The 15,349-nt window shown below is 64.7% G+C and carries 12 protein-coding genes; 2 read left to right on the top strand and 10 right to left on the bottom strand.

Annotated elements, in window-relative coordinates:
- Positions 1–157 precede the first annotated feature (157 nt).
- The 10 genes from KVO92_RS09415 to nosR all read right to left on the bottom strand — a co-directional run bounded on the left by KVO92_RS09415 (position 158) and on the right by nosR (position 13,073).
- On the bottom strand, positions 158–1,276 hold the full coding sequence (locus KVO92_RS09415; protein WP_217475316.1) for a methyl-accepting chemotaxis protein: 1,119 nt from the start codon (positions 1,274–1,276) through the stop codon (positions 158–160).
- Between the two features lie 16 nt (positions 1,277–1,292).
- Positions 1,293–2,036, bottom strand: coding sequence for an SDR family NAD(P)-dependent oxidoreductase (locus KVO92_RS09420; protein ID WP_217475317.1), 744 nt, complete (start codon positions 2,034–2,036; stop codon positions 1,293–1,295).
- 106 nt (positions 2,037–2,142) lie between these two features.
- On the bottom strand, positions 2,143–3,333 hold the full coding sequence (locus KVO92_RS09425) for an NnrS family protein (protein ID WP_217475318.1): 1,191 nt from the start codon (positions 3,331–3,333) through the stop codon (positions 2,143–2,145).
- Between the two features lie 1,650 nt (positions 3,334–4,983).
- Positions 4,984–5,160: a twin-arginine translocase TatA/TatE family subunit gene (tatA, locus tag KVO92_RS09430; protein WP_254621399.1), complete on the bottom strand. Its 177-nt coding sequence runs from the start codon at positions 5,158–5,160 to the stop codon at positions 4,984–4,986.
- A 62-nt stretch (positions 5,161–5,222) separates the two neighbouring features.
- On the bottom strand, positions 5,223–5,774 hold the full coding sequence (locus KVO92_RS09435) for a nitrous oxide reductase accessory protein NosL (RefSeq protein WP_217475320.1): 552 nt from the start codon (positions 5,772–5,774) through the stop codon (positions 5,223–5,225).
- A 22-nt stretch (positions 5,775–5,796) separates the two neighbouring features.
- On the bottom strand, positions 5,797–6,624 hold the full coding sequence (locus KVO92_RS09440) for an ABC transporter permease (RefSeq protein WP_217475321.1): 828 nt from the start codon (positions 6,622–6,624) through the stop codon (positions 5,797–5,799).
- Positions 6,621–7,547, bottom strand: a complete 927-nt coding sequence (locus KVO92_RS09445) for an ABC transporter ATP-binding protein (protein WP_217475322.1) — start codon at positions 7,545–7,547, stop codon at positions 6,621–6,623. The genes KVO92_RS09440 and KVO92_RS09445 overlap by 4 nt, the downstream gene beginning before the upstream one ends.
- Positions 7,544–8,854, bottom strand: a complete 1,311-nt coding sequence (locus KVO92_RS09450; protein WP_217475323.1) for a nitrous oxide reductase family maturation protein NosD — start codon at positions 8,852–8,854, stop codon at positions 7,544–7,546. The genes KVO92_RS09445 and KVO92_RS09450 overlap by 4 nt, the downstream gene beginning before the upstream one ends.
- Positions 8,855–8,925: 71 nt before the next feature.
- Positions 8,926–10,827 (bottom strand): TAT-dependent nitrous-oxide reductase, encoded by a 1,902-nt coding sequence (gene nosZ / locus KVO92_RS09455; protein WP_217475324.1) that lies wholly within the window; start codon positions 10,825–10,827, stop codon positions 8,926–8,928.
- 47 nt (positions 10,828–10,874) lie between these two features.
- Entirely contained in the window at positions 10,875–13,073 is a 2,199-nt protein-coding gene (gene nosR / locus KVO92_RS09460; RefSeq protein ID WP_217475458.1) for a transcriptional regulator NosR, read from the bottom strand.
- A gap of 743 nt (positions 13,074–13,816) precedes the next feature.
- Here nosR and KVO92_RS09465 point away from each other — a divergent pair.
- The gene (locus KVO92_RS09465) at positions 13,817–14,875 is read left to right on the top strand and encodes a hypothetical protein (protein WP_254621321.1); all 1,059 of its coding nucleotides are present in this window, start codon (positions 13,817–13,819) and stop codon (positions 14,873–14,875) included.
- Positions 14,872–15,273, top strand: a complete 402-nt coding sequence (locus KVO92_RS09470; protein ID WP_217475326.1) for a hypothetical protein — start codon at positions 14,872–14,874, stop codon at positions 15,271–15,273. Before KVO92_RS09465 ends, KVO92_RS09470 begins: the two co-directional genes overlap by 4 nt.
- The last annotated feature ends 76 nt before the right edge of the window (positions 15,274–15,349 follow it).

Here is a 15,349-nt window from a genome sequence, read left to right on the forward strand (position 1 = left end):
CGGAAGGCAAGATACCGGAACAGGCGACTCGTACACGCACGAAAAGAGGGCGCTCGCCAGCCGGGCCGCACATTGTCGGTGCGCCCGCCTTAGGCTGCCAATGAATCCTCTTGATCCTTCAAAGCAATATTTTTGCTAGCAACGCCGCGCAGCACCGTCACACCGATGCGTGAGACGGTCGGGCGCTGGCTTCGTACTCGGCAATCAGCGCCGCGACGATGCGCATCACCTCCAGATTGGCCGCCTCCATCTCACCGAGGTGCTCCAGGGTGTCCTCCAGTGCCCGTCGCGCGAAGGCCTCGAGCGCTTGCTGCCCCTGGCGATGCACGGCGGTATGCGGCCGCTCGATCTGCCGGAAGTGCTCCAGACCCTGCATGCGCCGACTGCCTTCGGCGTAGTACCAGCGCCCGAACCGACATTCACGCTCGCTGGGCAAGGCCGGCACGCTGCGCTCGCCGGCGCCCAGCACCTGGTTGTAGACGACGAACTTCAGCGACAGCTCGTCCAGATTGGCCAGCTCGATGCCCGCACGGAACGAGGAGCGCTCGATACCGTCGCGCATGCTTCCAGCCAGTTGATGAAGGTGCTGCATGGCCGCGACAGCGGTGGCGGTCGTCTGGCTGAATCCCTGCGCCAGGTTGCCCTGCTGCTGGATGTACTGATGCACGTGGGCGATCTCGGCCTGCACCTCGGTGATCTTGCGCACGATATCGGCGGTGGCCAGTGCGGTTCGCTCCGCCAGGGTACGAATCTCCCCGGCGACCACCGCGAAACCGCGCCCGGCCTCCCCCGCCCGCGCCGCCTCGATGGCGGCGTTGAGCGCGAGCAGATTGGTCTGGCTGGCGATGCCGCTGATGAGGTCGACGATGCCGTTGATCTCCTGGGAATGCGTCGCCAGAGCCTCGACCTTGTGCGAGGCCTGATCGAGGCCGCTTTCCATGTCGATCGCCTTGCCCTGCAACTCGCCGAAGCGTTGCTGGTTGCCCAGCGCCGCCTCGTCGACTTGCTCGGCGCGCAGGCGGTTCTCGCCCAGTTGCCCGGTGAGGTACTCGAAGGAATCGCCCAGATGCGCCACCGATGCACTGAAGCGGACCAGGTTACTGGCCACGCCGCGGTAGTAATCGAGCTGGCGTTGCTCCTCTTGGCGCGCCGCCTGCGTCACGGCGAGCGACTGTTCAAGTGCCGAGATGCGCGCGGCCTGGTCGTCACAGGTCTGCTGCAGCCGATCGCGCTCGTCGCGCACTTGGCGGGCGGCCCGCCGGGAACCGAAGATCATCGTCAGCCTCGCCCGCTCAGTTCAGCGTGTAGCCGTTGTCGACCACCCAGTCCTGTCCGTAAACCCCACGAGCGCCTTGCGACAGCTGGAACAGGATGACATTGGCGACCGCCGCCGACTCGAGGAAATGCCCGGGCAGCAAGCGCTTGGTCACGTTGTCCGCAACCTGCTCCAGCTGCTCGTCAGCCAGGCCCAGGGTGCCCCAGATCGCGGTAGCGGTCGGCCCCGGCGACACCGTGTTGATGCGTACGTCCAGCGAGGCGAACTCCACCGCCAATGTCCGCGCGTGGGCCACCAACGCCGCCTTGCTGGCGATGTACGCGGCCAGGCCGGGAAAGGTGCTACGGGTCAGGAAGGTGCCGACGAAGACCACCGAGGCCGGTTTGGCCAACTCGGTGCGCAGCGCGGCCAAGGTGTTCAGCGCGCCGGCACCGTTGACCGCCCACTGACGATCGAAGCAACTGACGTCGAGGCTGTCGCCAAGCTCGGCAATCCCGGCGTTGGGCACCAGGTAGTCCACCGGGCCGAGCGCCGCGGCGCGACGCGCCAGCCGCTGCAGGTCGTCGGCGACGGTGACATCGCCGTCCACCCATTCCAGTTGCTCGGGATAGCTCTCCAGCAGCTGGCCCAGGCCTCCGACGCTGCGCGCCATGGCCAGCACCCGCGCGCCACGCTGCAACAGCGCAGCACAGAGCGCGAGGCCGATTCCGGAACTGGCACCCGTGACAACAGCCAGGCGGTCTTTGAATTCATTCTTCATATCTACTCCGATGCCGGCGGTCGCCGAGCCACAAGCGGCCCGACCCAGGATGGGCGGGCAGCAGCTATTCGTTAGGGATTACGGGATGACGAGCGTTGGCTGGCCGTCAGCCGGGATGGCCATCGACCCGTGCGCTCACCAGCATCGGCGCATAGCGCCAGGCGTACAGCGCAAAGGCGATGGCCCAGCAGCTGGCCGCGAGCCACAGCCCGGGCACCGGCCACTCGCTGGCAATGAATACCCGCGCGGCCGCGCCGACATTGAACAGCACGAACGCCGCGACGATGCCCGACGGTAATTGCAACGGCCGGCCGGTGTGACCGAGCGTGACGCGCGCGATCATGGCCAGGATCAGGCCGCTCATCGAGCCCACCGAGAGGGCGTGCAGCGCGGCGCTGGAATTGGCCAGCAGGCCGAAGTTCCACAGCGCCAGACCGGCCGCGGCGATCACCAGCCAGAGCATGGCCAGGTGCAGCGACCACAACAGCGGTACGCGCCATATACCGGCGTCGTACCAGCGCGCCAGGCGCAGCAGGTGACCCGCGGCGATCGCCACGAACAGCAGGCCGAGCAGTACGTTCGGTACCAGTGCGACACCGGCGGCGTAGCACGCGGCAATCAGGCCGGTGCCGACCAGCAGCGCCACGTCCAGCCAGACCCAGGGCTTCACGGCTTCGCTGCGGCCCAGGCCACGTTGGGTAAAGAAGGGGATTACCCGGCCGCCGATGATGGCCATCAGGGCCGCCACCAGCCACAGCCCGGCGAGCACGCCCTGGCGTTGCAGCCCGTCGTCGCCCAGCGCGACCCCGCAGAGCACCAGCACATCGGCGCCAGTCATCAAGGTAAGTACGGCGATGATCGGGTAGTTGCGCTTCTGCCGGACCACCCAGAGCATGCGTGCCATCAGACCGGCCACACCGAGCAGGAACAGCAGATCCGTCACGATCAGCAGGCCGATCGGCGCGCCCAGTAGCCAGCCCAGGCGCGCCAGCAGCCAGACGCCTGCCAGCGCCGCCAGCCGGTTGCCGGAGACGCCGGGCTGGCCGGTCCAGGTCTGCCCCGCCGTCAGCAGGAAGCCGGCGACGATCGCCATGGCGAAACCGAACAGCATCTCGTGGCGGTGCCAGGCGAGCCAGCCGCCGGTGGGGTGCAAGCCCGACCACAACCCGGTCCAGGCGCCGATCCACAGGGGAATCGCCAGCATCGCGAAGAGGCTGCCGGCGAGAAAGAATGGCCGAAACGCGAGCCGCCAGAGGGGCGGGATACTGAGGGCTTTTCGCCGATCGATGACGTGCACGGGGCCTCCTGACACTTTTTTCTGCAACGGCCGGCAAGGCAATCAGTCGCCGGACCGAGGAACCAGGGCACCGAGATTTCCGGAGCCAGGATTACGTTGTACAGGGTAGGAGGCATTCCCAGACTTGATTGCAATCAGCTTTTGCCGAGGGGCCGGTAGGCGGGCCGTGGCAGGGTTGCAGCCGGCATCCGTCAAGCGGCGCCACGCCTCGTCGAGCCGCCGACTGCCGAGCCACGGTGGATGTAAAAGGTGACATCAACCTACGTAGCTCTTCATGAGAGCCCGTGCGTGGCGCCGACTTATGCAGGTGGCTTGTTTTTCTGTGGGAGCCGCGACCCGCGGCGATTGGCGCAACTCGGTGCCGGAAAAGCTTCGCCCCGGGTCGGGGCTCCCACAAATCGAGCCCGTGCGTGACGCTGCGTTGTGCAGATCGCACGCTTTTTCTGTGGGAGCCGCGACCCGCGGCAATTGGCGCAACTCGGTGCCGGAAAAGCTTCGCCCCGAGTCGGGGCTCCCACAAATCGAGCCCGTGCGTGACGCTGCGCTGTGCAGGTCGCACGCTTTTTCTGTGGGAGCCGCGACCCGCGGCGAATGGCGCAACTCGGTGCCGGAAAAGCTTCGCCCCGGGTCGGGGCTCCCACAAATCGAGCCCGTGCGTGACGCTGCGTTGTGCAGGTCGCACGCTTTTTCTGTGGGAGCCGCGACCCGCGGCGATTGGCGCAACTCGGTGCCGGAAAAGCTTCGCCCCGGGTCGGGGCTCCCACAAATCGAGCCCGTGCGTGACGCTGCGCTGTGCAGGTCGCACGCTTTTTCTGTGGGAGCCGCGACCCGCGGCGAATGGCGCAACTCGGTGCCGGAAAAGCTTCGCCCCGGGTCGGGGCTCCCACTAATCAAGCCCGTGCGTGGCGCCGACTTATGCAGGTGGCTTGTTTTTCTGTGGGAGCCGCGACCCGCGGCGAATGGCGCCAAGTCAGCGCCGAAAAGCTTCGCCCCGGGTCGGGGCTCCCACAAATCGAGCCCGTGCGTGGCGCCGACTTATGCAGGTCGCACGCTTTTTCTGTGGGAGCCGCGACCCGCGGCGAATGGCGCAACTCGGTGCCGGAAAAGCTTCGCCCCGGGTCGGGGCTCCCACAAATCGAGCCTGTGCGTGACGCTGCGTTGTGCAGGTCGCACGCTTTTTCTGTGGGAGCCGCGACCCGCGGCGAATGGCGCAACTCGGTGCCGGAAAAGCTTCGCCCCGGGTCGGGGCTCCCACAAATCGAGCCCGTGCGTGGCGCCGACTTATGCAGGTGGCTTGTTTTTCTGTGGGAGCCGCGACCCGCGGCGAATGGCGCAACTCGGTGCCGGAAAAGCTTCGCCCCGGGTCGGGGCTCCCACTAATCAAGCCCGTGCGTGGCGCCGACTTATGCAGGTGGCTTGTTTTTCTGTGGGAGCCGCGACCCGCGGCGAATGGCGCCAAGTCAGCGCCGAAAAGCTTCGCCCCGGGTCGGGGCTCCCACAAATCGAGCCCGTGCGTGGCGCCGACTTATGCAGGTGGCTTGATTTTCTGTGGGAGCCGCGACCCGCGGCGAATGGCGCAACTCGGTGCCGAAAAGCCTCGCCCCGAAGGCGGTTCCTACAGGAAAAGCGCAAAGACAGTCGGTTGCGACGCTATTTCGGCTCGTGCTTGACCGCATCGGCCGCGGTGTTTTCACCGTCGCTCATGGATTTGCGGAAGCCACTGATCGCGCCGCCCAGGTCGGAGCCCAGGCCGCGCAAGCGCTTGGTGCCGAACAGCATGACCACGATCAGCAGCACGATCAGGAGTTGCCAGATACTGATACCCATCATTTCGGTTACCTCGTTGAGTTGTAGATGGCGCGGGTGGCTCGTTTGCCACCCGCTGCCGGTCAATGGCCCGCATGCGCCTGTTGATGGCCGCCCATGTCGTGCATGGCCGTTGCCGGTTGCAGCACGGCCTGGTCGATCTCGTCGAAGCGCAGCACCCGACCGCCCTGCTCGGCCGCCAGGCGCTTGGCATCCTCTTCCTTGGCGAAGGTCGCCAGCACCGCGCCCATCGCTCCTTTCAAATGCGTACCGGCGACATAGTAGGCGCTGGTCGCATCGATCAGGTAATGGTCATCGGGTTGTTCCCAGGTGCTGCGCCCCATGTCGTGCACGTAGAGTTTCACGTCGAGCACGCGGTTCTCCGGTTGCAGCCACCAGCCGAGCAGCTCCGCCGTGGAGCAGAATTTCTTCACCCCACCCTTCCCCACTGCCTGGCCTTTGGGGCCGGGGAAATCGCTGATTGCCATGCCGCAGACGTGGCACTCATCCGACGCATGGAAAGCCACCGGATCAAGCCCCTTCGCGTTCTGCTCGGGCTCGTTGCAGGCCGCCAGGCCGAACAGCAGCGCCGCGGCGAGCAACAGACGTGGCGGGCGGATATATAGCGCATTCATGGTTACAGTTTCCTTTTCAAAGTCATGCCAGACGGCGACGGAACACGCCGTAGGCCAGCAGCAGCGACGCGCCCACCCAGAGCAGCAGGCACAGCCAGAGGACGGCCGCCGGCACCGGCAGATCGCTGCCCAGCGACAGCACGCCCATGGCAGTGCCACCGTCGAAGCCGGACAGGTTGATCAGTCGATAGATATCGGTCGGGTTGAGCAGCAGCAACCAGGGCAGCGCTTCGGGGCTGAACTTGCCTTCGCTGAGCACCAGCAGTGCCAGCAGCACCAGGTCGAAGACCAGCACGAAGACGAACCACACGCCGAGCGCCAGCCCAGCCGCGCTGGACTTCTCGCTCACCTTGCTGCTCAGCACGTAGGCCATCGCCAGGAACACCCAGCCGAGCAGGGTCGAGGAGACCATGAAGCGGCCGAACGCCCAGAGCAGCGTGCCGATCTCGATATCGTCGACCAACACCGCAATGGCCAGCATCGCGCAGCCAAAGCCGATCAGCACGGCCAGCGCCAGGATCAGCCCGTGGCCGACGAACTTGCCGAGCAGGATCTGCCCGCGGCCCAGTGGGTAGGTCAGCAGCAACATCAGGGTGCCGCCCTCGTCCTCGCCGACGATGGCGTCGTAGGCCAGCAGCAGCGCGATCAGCGGCATCAGGAAAGTCGCCAGGCTGGCGAGGCTCGCCACCGTGGCGGGGATCGAGGTGAAGCCGAGCTGACCGGACGCCGCGGCGCCGAGCCAGGCGATGCCCACCGCCAGCACTGCGAACAGCAGGCTGATAGCCAGCAACCAGCGGTTGCGCAGGCCGTCGCTGAGCTCCTTGCGGGCGATGTTCCAGACCGGGTTCATAGCGTGCCCTCCGCCGTGCGCACGTCGCCGGCGCGCTGCATGTAGTAGCGGTACAGATCTTCCAGCGAGGGCTGGTGGATCTCGATGTCGTCCGGCTCGCCTTCGCCGAGCAGCTCGCGCAGCAGCGGCAACTTGTGGCCGTTGATGGCGCTGACCTCGACGCTGCGCTCGCCCAGCGAACGCGCCGAGTGCCCCGCCGCATCCCAGCGCTGCAGCCAGGCGGCGCCGTTATCGACGCCACTGGCGCGGATGCGGGTCGGCAGCCCCGCCTCGACCCGCAATTGCGCCAGGCTGCCGACTGCCTGCAAGCGGCCCTTGGCCAGGATCGCCGCGCGATTGATATGCGCCTCGACGCCAGGCAGCACATGGGAACAGAGGATGACGCTGGTGCCACGCTGGCGCAGCCGGTCGATCAGCTGATAGAGATCGCCGGTGGCAATCGGATCCAGCCCCACCGTCGGCTCGTCGAGCAGCAGCAGGCGCGGTTCGCCGAGCAGCGCCTGAGCCAGGCCGAGGCGTTGGCGCATGCCCTTGGAATAGGTCTTGACCCGGCGCTCGGCGGCATGGGCCAGGCCCACCTGTTCGAGCAGCTCATCGACCTGCGTCAGTGGCGCCCCCTTGAGTCGGGCGAAGTGGCGCAGCGTCTCGCGGCCGCTGAGCTGCGGGTAGAAGGTCACGTTTTCCGGCAGGTAACCGAGCTCGCGGCGCACCGCCGGATCGGCCGGCGCGCGGCCCAGCACCCGCACCTGCCCTTCGCTGGGCGACAGCAGGCCGAGGATGAGTTTCATGCTGGTGGTCTTGCCGGCGCCGTTATGGCCGAACAGGCCCAGCACCTCGCCCTCGGCGAGGGTCAGGTTCAGATCATGCAGCACGGTCATGCTGCCGTAACGCTGGTTCACGCCCTGGATCTCGACAGCGCTCATGGCGTTGGCTCCTGCGCTTTGCTTGAAAAGGGTTCGATTGGCGGCTTCATCAGCGGATGGCTGTCCTGCACGCCGGGAGACTTGACCACCGGAAAGGCGCGCTGGACCCAGCGCAACACTTCGATGCTCGGGCTGTTCATCAGCAACCGCACCTGCGGATACAGCCACAGCAGGCGGTCGACGTTGTCGTTGGGCTCGTAGGCCACATCGCCCAGCCCGTCGTTGTTGCGGTCCCAGCCCAGGTAGTCGCTCCAGTAGTTGCCACGGCCGTCCACCGACCATTCCTGGGTGCGGGTGGCGACGTATTTGACCTGCTGTTGGTTGCCGACGAAGGCATTGCCGGCGATGCGGTTGTCCTCCGAGCCCGCGGTCAGGTGGATACCCAGCGCGCTGTTCTCGAAGTGGTTGTTCTCGATGCTGTTGAACAGCGAGTTGTAGATGAACAGCGCCTTGCCTTCGCCACCCGAAATCATGCTGTCGCCACCGGTATCACCGGACTGGACATTGCGGACGACGTTGTCGCGAATAGTCGAGTAGGTGATGTAGTTCATCAGCATGCCGTAGTTCTGGTCCTGCTCGGAACGGTTGCCAATCACCGTCAGCTTGCGGCTCTGCATCAGCGCGTAGCCGGTGCGGGTGCGCCGCGTGACGTTGCCGATCACCCGGTTGTCGTTGGAGAACATGTAATGCACGCCGTAGCGCAGGTCTTCGAGCACGTTGTCCTGCAGCAGGTTGCCGTTGGAGGTGTCGATGTAGATGCCGTCACGCGTCTCGCGGACCCGGTTGCCGATCACCCGGGCGCCTTTGACGGCGTAGAGGTGGATGCCGTTACCGCGGTCCTGCGAACGGGTCGTCGGATCACCCTGAATATCGTTGCCGAGCACGCTGACGTCGTGGGTGGAGTCGACCCAGACGCCCGAGCCCGGGCCCTGCATGCGGTTGTCCTCGATCACTGCGCCCTGCGCCTTCGGCCCGACGAACACGGCGGAATTGAGGTCGGTCAGGTTGCGCCCCCAGTTGCGCAGGGTGCAGCCCTGGATACGAACATCTGCGGCGGTGATGGTCAGGGCATTGCCCTCGCCCTGCGCATCGATGATCGCACCGGGCGCGCAACGCAGTTGCAGCGGCTCGTCGATGCTGAACGAGCCCAGGTATTCGCCCGCCGGCAACAGCCAGCGGTGCTCACCGTCCGCTGCAAGCGGCAGCGCGGTGATGGGTTGCGGCGCGGCCTCGGCCACGCCACAGAAAAGGGCCAGCAGCAGCGCTGCCAGCGGTTGTAACGTGGATAACGCCTGAGATCTGAGCACTGCGTTGTTCCTTTTCAGCTTCCAGGCAGGGGGATGGGCGGGAGCCGGTGCAGCACTCCCGCCCGGTCGCGTTACGCCGGTTCGACCAGCATGCGGCCGACCATTTCCATGTGCAGCGCGTGGCAGAACCAGTTGCAGTAGTACCAGTGCAGCCCGGGCTTGTCGGCAATGAAGGTGATCGAGGAGGTCTGCTGCGGGCTGATCTCCATGCTCACACCGTGGTTGGTCATGCAGAAGCCGTGGGTCACGTCCTCGATCTCGTCGATGTTGGTGATGATCACGGTCACTTCGTCGCCCTGCTTGACGGTGAACTCGCCGACACCGTAGGTCGGCGCCGACGAGGTCATGTAGACGCGCACCTTGTTGCCGTCACGGATGACCTTGTTGTCGGTCTCCAGGGTGATGCCGTCCTTCTTGGCGCGCTCGACCGCGGCGGCGAAGTAGGGATCCTTGCGGTCCCAGATCTTCTTCGGCTTGATCTGGTCGCGACGGGCCAGGATGCAGTCGTGCGGCTCGGCGTAGGTCGGGCCGTCGTGCACCAGCTTCATCTCGTCGCCGGAGATGTCGATCAGCTGGTCGTTTTCCGGGTGCAGCGGGCCGGTCGACAGGAAGCGGTCCTTGGAGAACTTGCACAGCGCCACCAACCATTGACCATCGGCTTCGCTGGTTTCGGTCAGCGAGGCATGCAGGTGGCCCGGCTGGTACTGCACATCGAGCTTCTGCTTGATGTAGTTGACCTTCTCGCCCTTGTAGGCACGGATCGCGTCGGCCATGTTCCACTTGACCACCTGGCTGTCGATGAACAGCGTGGTATAGGCGTTGCCGCGACCGTCGAAGGTGGTGTGCAGCGGGCCCAGGCCCAGCTCGGGTTCGGCAGCGACCGTGTCGCGCGGGTCCTTGAGCTTGTTGTCGAACAGGTCATCGAGCTTGGCGATCTCGATCATGGTCACGGTGGGCGACAGCTTGCCGTTGGCGATGAAGTACTTGCCGTCGGACGAGGTGTTGCAGCCGTGCGGGTTCTTCGGCACCGGGATGTAGCGGGTGAATTCGGAACCGGCGCGGCCATCGACCACTGGCACCTTGGAGTCGCCGAGGGTAGTGAACTTGCCGGCTTTGATCGCCGCTTCGATGCGCGGGATGTGGTACACCACGACCCAGTCGCGCTCGTTGCGCATCATGCCGCCCAGGTCGGTGGCCTTCTCCGAGTTGTAGCAGGTGGATGCCGCGTACTTGCCGGTGTAGTCGGCGTCGGTGTTGTCCAGGTTGCCGTCGACGATGACCTGGAAGGCCATCTCCATCTTCTCGGCGTCGATGACGTTGAACATGGTGTAGGCGCTATCGGCCTGCAGGTCGAAATTGGTGCCGTCATTGGGGTGCGGAATGACGAACTCGGCGTTGGCGAACACGTACTTGGTGTGCGGCACCTTCTGCAGACGCAGGCCGTGGATGGCCTGGACGTTCGGCACGGTGAGCATCTTGTCGCACTTCATGATGTCCAGACGGATACGCGCAACGCGGCTGTTGGCCTTGTCGTTGATGAACAGGTACTTGCCGTCGTACTTGCCGTCGGTCATGGAGATGTGCGGGTGGTGGCAGTCGCCGTTGAGGTACTTGGCGCTCTCGCCCATGATCTCGCGGCTTTCGTTGGTCAGGCCCCAACCGGTGGCCGAGTCGACGTTGAACACCGGGATGCGCATCAGCTCGCGCATCGAGGGCACGCCCAATACGCGCACCTCGCCCTGGTGGCCGCCGCTCCAGAAGCCGTAGTAGTCGTCCAGCTCGCCGGGGGCGACGTGGATCTTGGACTTGGACTCCTTGACCGCAGCCGCCCAGGATTCGCGCGTCATCACGCCACCGGCCAGTGCCGTGGCAGCGACTGCCGCGCCGGTCATGGCGCTGGCCCCGAGGAAGCCGCGGCGACTGAGGCCGGTCTTCTCCAATGCTTGGGGGTTCTTGGTTTCTTTGTCGCTCATGTGAATGCTCCTTTGGGACAACTTGAGGTCAAACGATCGGTTGCGAGCTACTGCGCAGGCGCCTCGCTCTGTGGGTCCATCACTTGCACTACGGGAATCAGCGTCGGGCCAGCCGGAGCCTTCTTGCCGCGCTTGGCGCGCTTGTTCTTCAGGATCAGCGGCGGGCACTTGTTTTCGTTGTGATAGGTCATCTGGCAATCGAGGCAGTAATGGCACTCGTTGTGGTTGATGTGCCCATCGGGATGAATCGCCTGGATCTCGCACTCCTTGGCGCACAGCTGGCAGGGGCTGCCGCATTCCGGACGGCGCTTGAGCCAGTCGAACAGGCGGACCTTGCTGCTGATCGACAGCGCCGCGCCCAGCGGGCAGATGTAGCGGCAGTACACCTTGCGGGTGAACAGGTTGATGACCAGCAGCAGCACCGCGTAGGCGACGAACCACCATTGGCGATCGAAATGCAGGGTGATGGCGGTCTTGAACGGCTCCACCTCGGCAGCCTTCTCGGCCATCATCATCGACTCCAGCGAGATGCCGAACAGCACCAGCAGCACGATGTACTTGATCGCCCAGAGCCGCTCATGCACGGCGAACGGCAGCTCGTATTGCGGGACCTTCAGCTTGCGCGCGGCCTCGTTGATCAGCTCCTGCAGCGCGCCGAAGGGGCACAGCCAGCCGCAGAACACGCCGCGGCCCCAGAGCAGGATGCTCGCGGCGGTGAACACCCAGAGGATGAAGATCACCGGGTCGGTGAGGAACAGCTCCCAACGGAAGTCCTGGAACAGCGCGTGGACGAAGGTCAGCGCGTTGACCACCGACAGCTGCCCGAGGGCGTACCAGCCAATGAACACCACGGTGAACACCAGGTAGCCGCGGCGCAGCCAGTGCAGGAAATGCGGGCGGCGGGTGAAGGTGTCCTGCAGGAACAGGATCACGGTCAGCAACGCCAGGGCGACCAGGATCACGCCGATCTGGAAGCTCTTCTGGTACCAGATGTTGACCCACATCGGCCGGCTGGCCTCTTCGGCCGCCGCCAGTTCCTCGGCGCTCGGCTGCGGGCGGTCGAGGTAGGCCTCGGGCATCTGGTAGGGCAGCTCGAAGCTGGTGAACACACCGCTGACCGGCCCGGTCTGGCGCCGCACCAGCAATTCCAGCGTCCAGGGCGAGCCCGGATCGAAGGCGACGTGCTCGCGGACGATGAAGATCGCCATTTCGCTGAAGTCCGGGATGCCCTCGGCGTAGACGTCGTCGAGGCGCTGGAAATCGCGGTCGTGGAAGCTGATGACATTGCCGAACTGGCGCAGCTGCACGCGATCGAAGATGCCGCCACGTACGTAGCCCGAGCCCTTGAAGGAGTAGTCGCCGCTGGCCATGACCGCCACCGCGTGTTCACCCGGCTTCAGGCCGTCCATCAGTGACTGGTACTGGCTCTCGCCGAGCAGGTTGCGGCCGATGGTCGGCGGGTTGACCTCGGCGGCGTAGAGGTCGATGAAGGTTTCGCTGGCGGCATTCGCGGCGGCTTCGTCGATACCCTCGGCCTCGGTGCCCTTGAAGGCCTGGTCGATGTCGCCACGGGTCAGGTGCAGGCGGCGAATCGCGCCATTGCCGGTGAGCTCGCTCCAGCTGGCCGGCTGGTAGTCATCCAGGCGAATCGTGGCCGGCTTCTGCGCGGTACCGGCCTTGTCTTCGACCAGCCCGAGGGACACCGCGACATCGTGTGCGGCGCGCATGACGATCTCGTTGACCACCATGACGGTCACGGTGGCACCGGTGACGGCATCGATGGTGACGGCGCTCTCGTCGCTGGAATGACCGACCACCACCCGCTGATCGACCTTGATGCCCTGGTACTTGGCGGTGAAGGCGTGGAGTTTCTCCACCGGAATGCCCACCAGCAGGATCGGCTCGTGGTGCTCAAGGACGTAGGCATCGACGAACACACCCTGGGGATCGAGCAGCACCTGGATATTGATCGGCTTGCCGGAATACGCCGGGATGTCCACCACGTTGATGCTCTGGAAGGCGTAGCCCAGCACCTCGTCGCCCTTGCGCAGGGTGCGCACCTGGTACTCGCCCTCGGCAGCCGAGACGCTTGCGCCAGGGAAGAACTGCTCGATGCGCTGTTGCTCGGCTTCGTAATCCTTGGCCTGCAGCGGCAGCGCGCCAAAGACCAGACTCAGAAGAAAGACAAGACCCTTGACCCAAGTACCCGACGTACCGGCCAAGGACAAGAACTTACGGGGCACCATCGCCTCACCTGCAACCAACTCCAAAGTGGCTCGCATGGTAGAGAGCGCCGCGGCGTCTCCCCTTGACTGCAATCAAGGACCGGCCAGGCCGTGTCCTCCGCCGCCGCTTCGTTGTTCCAGATCAACGAAACGCCCCAAACCGGTGCGCCGTGGCATGAATGAGAGGCCATCGTGACGCAAACGGGAGCGTCACCACCTGGGGCGGCTCGTGAGGACAAGCGCCACACGGCCAGCCCCGTGCCGATGCCACCTTATGCGGGTCGCCGATATCCCTCGCCAGGCAGGCCTACCGAAACTGGCTCGGTGACAACCAAGCGCTCCTTGAACGTGGCGGCGAAGTTGGCCCCGCTGGTGCCCCCCCCACCTCCTGACCGATAGCCTGAGCCTCCAGGCTGGTCCCTGCGAGCAGCACACAGGCTTCCTTCATGCGCGCGACGTGCCACTGCTGCTCTAGCACAAGTTACGTGAACAGAGGCCAGTTGATCGTGCCCTTGAAACAGTACACTCCTGCCCGGACTTGACAACATAGGGAAGTGCTCGTGGGGACGGATAACCTTAAAGACCCAACCTACCCGTTCGCCAGGAGCTGGGACCTGGATACCGACTGGAAGGTAGACAGCACCGGCTACCGGGACCCCGGCTGGGAGGTTGATCGGGGTTGGGGCCGGCAGGCCGAGCACCCGAAGATCAAGGCCGGTAACGGCGGTGCCTCCTTCGCCGCCTGGGAGAAGAAGCCAGGGGTCATGCCCGAGCCGACGGACTGGCCGCCACCCGACATGCTCAAGCTCCCCGAGCCCCTGCCGCCTGGCTTCTACCTCGTACCGCGCAGCATGTCCGGCGAACAAGTGCTCGCCAGGCTGTTCGCCGACCAACCTCACTCACACCTGATCAACCGTATCAGGGCACTGAATCCCACCTTCCCCCAGGGTTTCAAGGCGGGGGAAATGGTCGTTTTGGGCAACCTGCTCAATCCCACTGCCTGCCTGCGCGAAGAAGCCGAGCTGATGGCCGCGGCCACGAAGGTGCGCACCGCCTTGAAGCCACTAAGCGAAAGCGAGGCCGACTTCATGGCAGAGCATCAGGCCGAAATCGCCTTGATGGTGGACGGCGCCAGCCAATCGCTGGGAATAGGCAAGGATCTCCTGAAAACGGGCCTGAAGCAGATCACAGGTACCCTGCACAACCTCGAATATCTGCATCAACGTGAGTTCGCCACGCATGGCCACCTGCACAGCCCACAGTTCTTCGCCTCCCGCCAGCAACTGTACCGTCAGCTCGACGCCCAGTTGAAAGCGACCTTCCTCGGCAAGCAGCTGGGGCTGGGCAACTACTCGACACTACGCCGCGATCTCGGCATCTCCACTCGCGGCCTGTTGCATCACTGGAGCCAAGGCGGCGGCCCCGGCCAAATACCCGGCTACGCCACCCATATGGACGAAATCGCCAAGGCAGCCAAATACCTCAAGTACGGTGGTCATATTGGCATCGCCCTCGGCGGTACGGCTTCTATGTTGAAGGTTCAAGAGGTGTGCCGGGCAGGGAAAACCCAGGCCTGCCAGAAAATCCGCTTCACCGAGACGGGCGGCTTTGCCGGTGGGATAGGTGGAGGGTCAGCAGGGGTTTGGATTGGGACCGGTGTTGCTCCCTATATATGTACAGCCATCGGTCTCGGCTCCGGCGGTATTGGCGGCATTGTTTGCGGCATGGTCGTGGTCGGCAGCGCTTCAGTTGCGGGTGGGGCAATTGGCGACGGAACCGGAGAAAAAGCGGCAGAAAGATTATATGAGTGGACACGGCCATGAGCTTCGATATCGACACATGGCACCCAGGACTGGCATTCGCTTTTCTTTTGGCCCCCTTCGTAATCGGTCTGTCTGGTGTGGCGATAGGTGTCTATATCGCCTGTAGCCGCCACTTCGACACCATGCTTTCGTCGTTTTCAAACAGCGCCTGGGCCAAGCAGCAGGACATTTTGGGAACAACAAGCCCGGCTTCACGTTTCTATCTGGTTGGTACGCTCAGCGGGGCCTTGCTCTTTCCACAGTACCTTGTTCGCAAAGGGGTGCTCGATGCTGGTGATGTCAAAAATTTCCCCCCCTCCCTGCGGCGTCTAATGACCGTGTCTACCTGGCTGGGATTTGTCGGCATGGCCTGGCTGTTCCTGTCGATTGGTCTGCTCAAACTCAGTGGCGTTAATTAAAGCTCTGGAGGTTTGCTGCACCATGGAGCCCAGAAGATTCGGTTTGCTGGCAGGGCTGGCGGCGGATGGGCTGGAG

It is taken from the genome of Stutzerimonas stutzeri, assembly GCF_019090095.1.
GTDB classification, from domain to species: Bacteria; Pseudomonadota; Gammaproteobacteria; order Pseudomonadales; family Pseudomonadaceae; genus Stutzerimonas; species Stutzerimonas stutzeri_AN.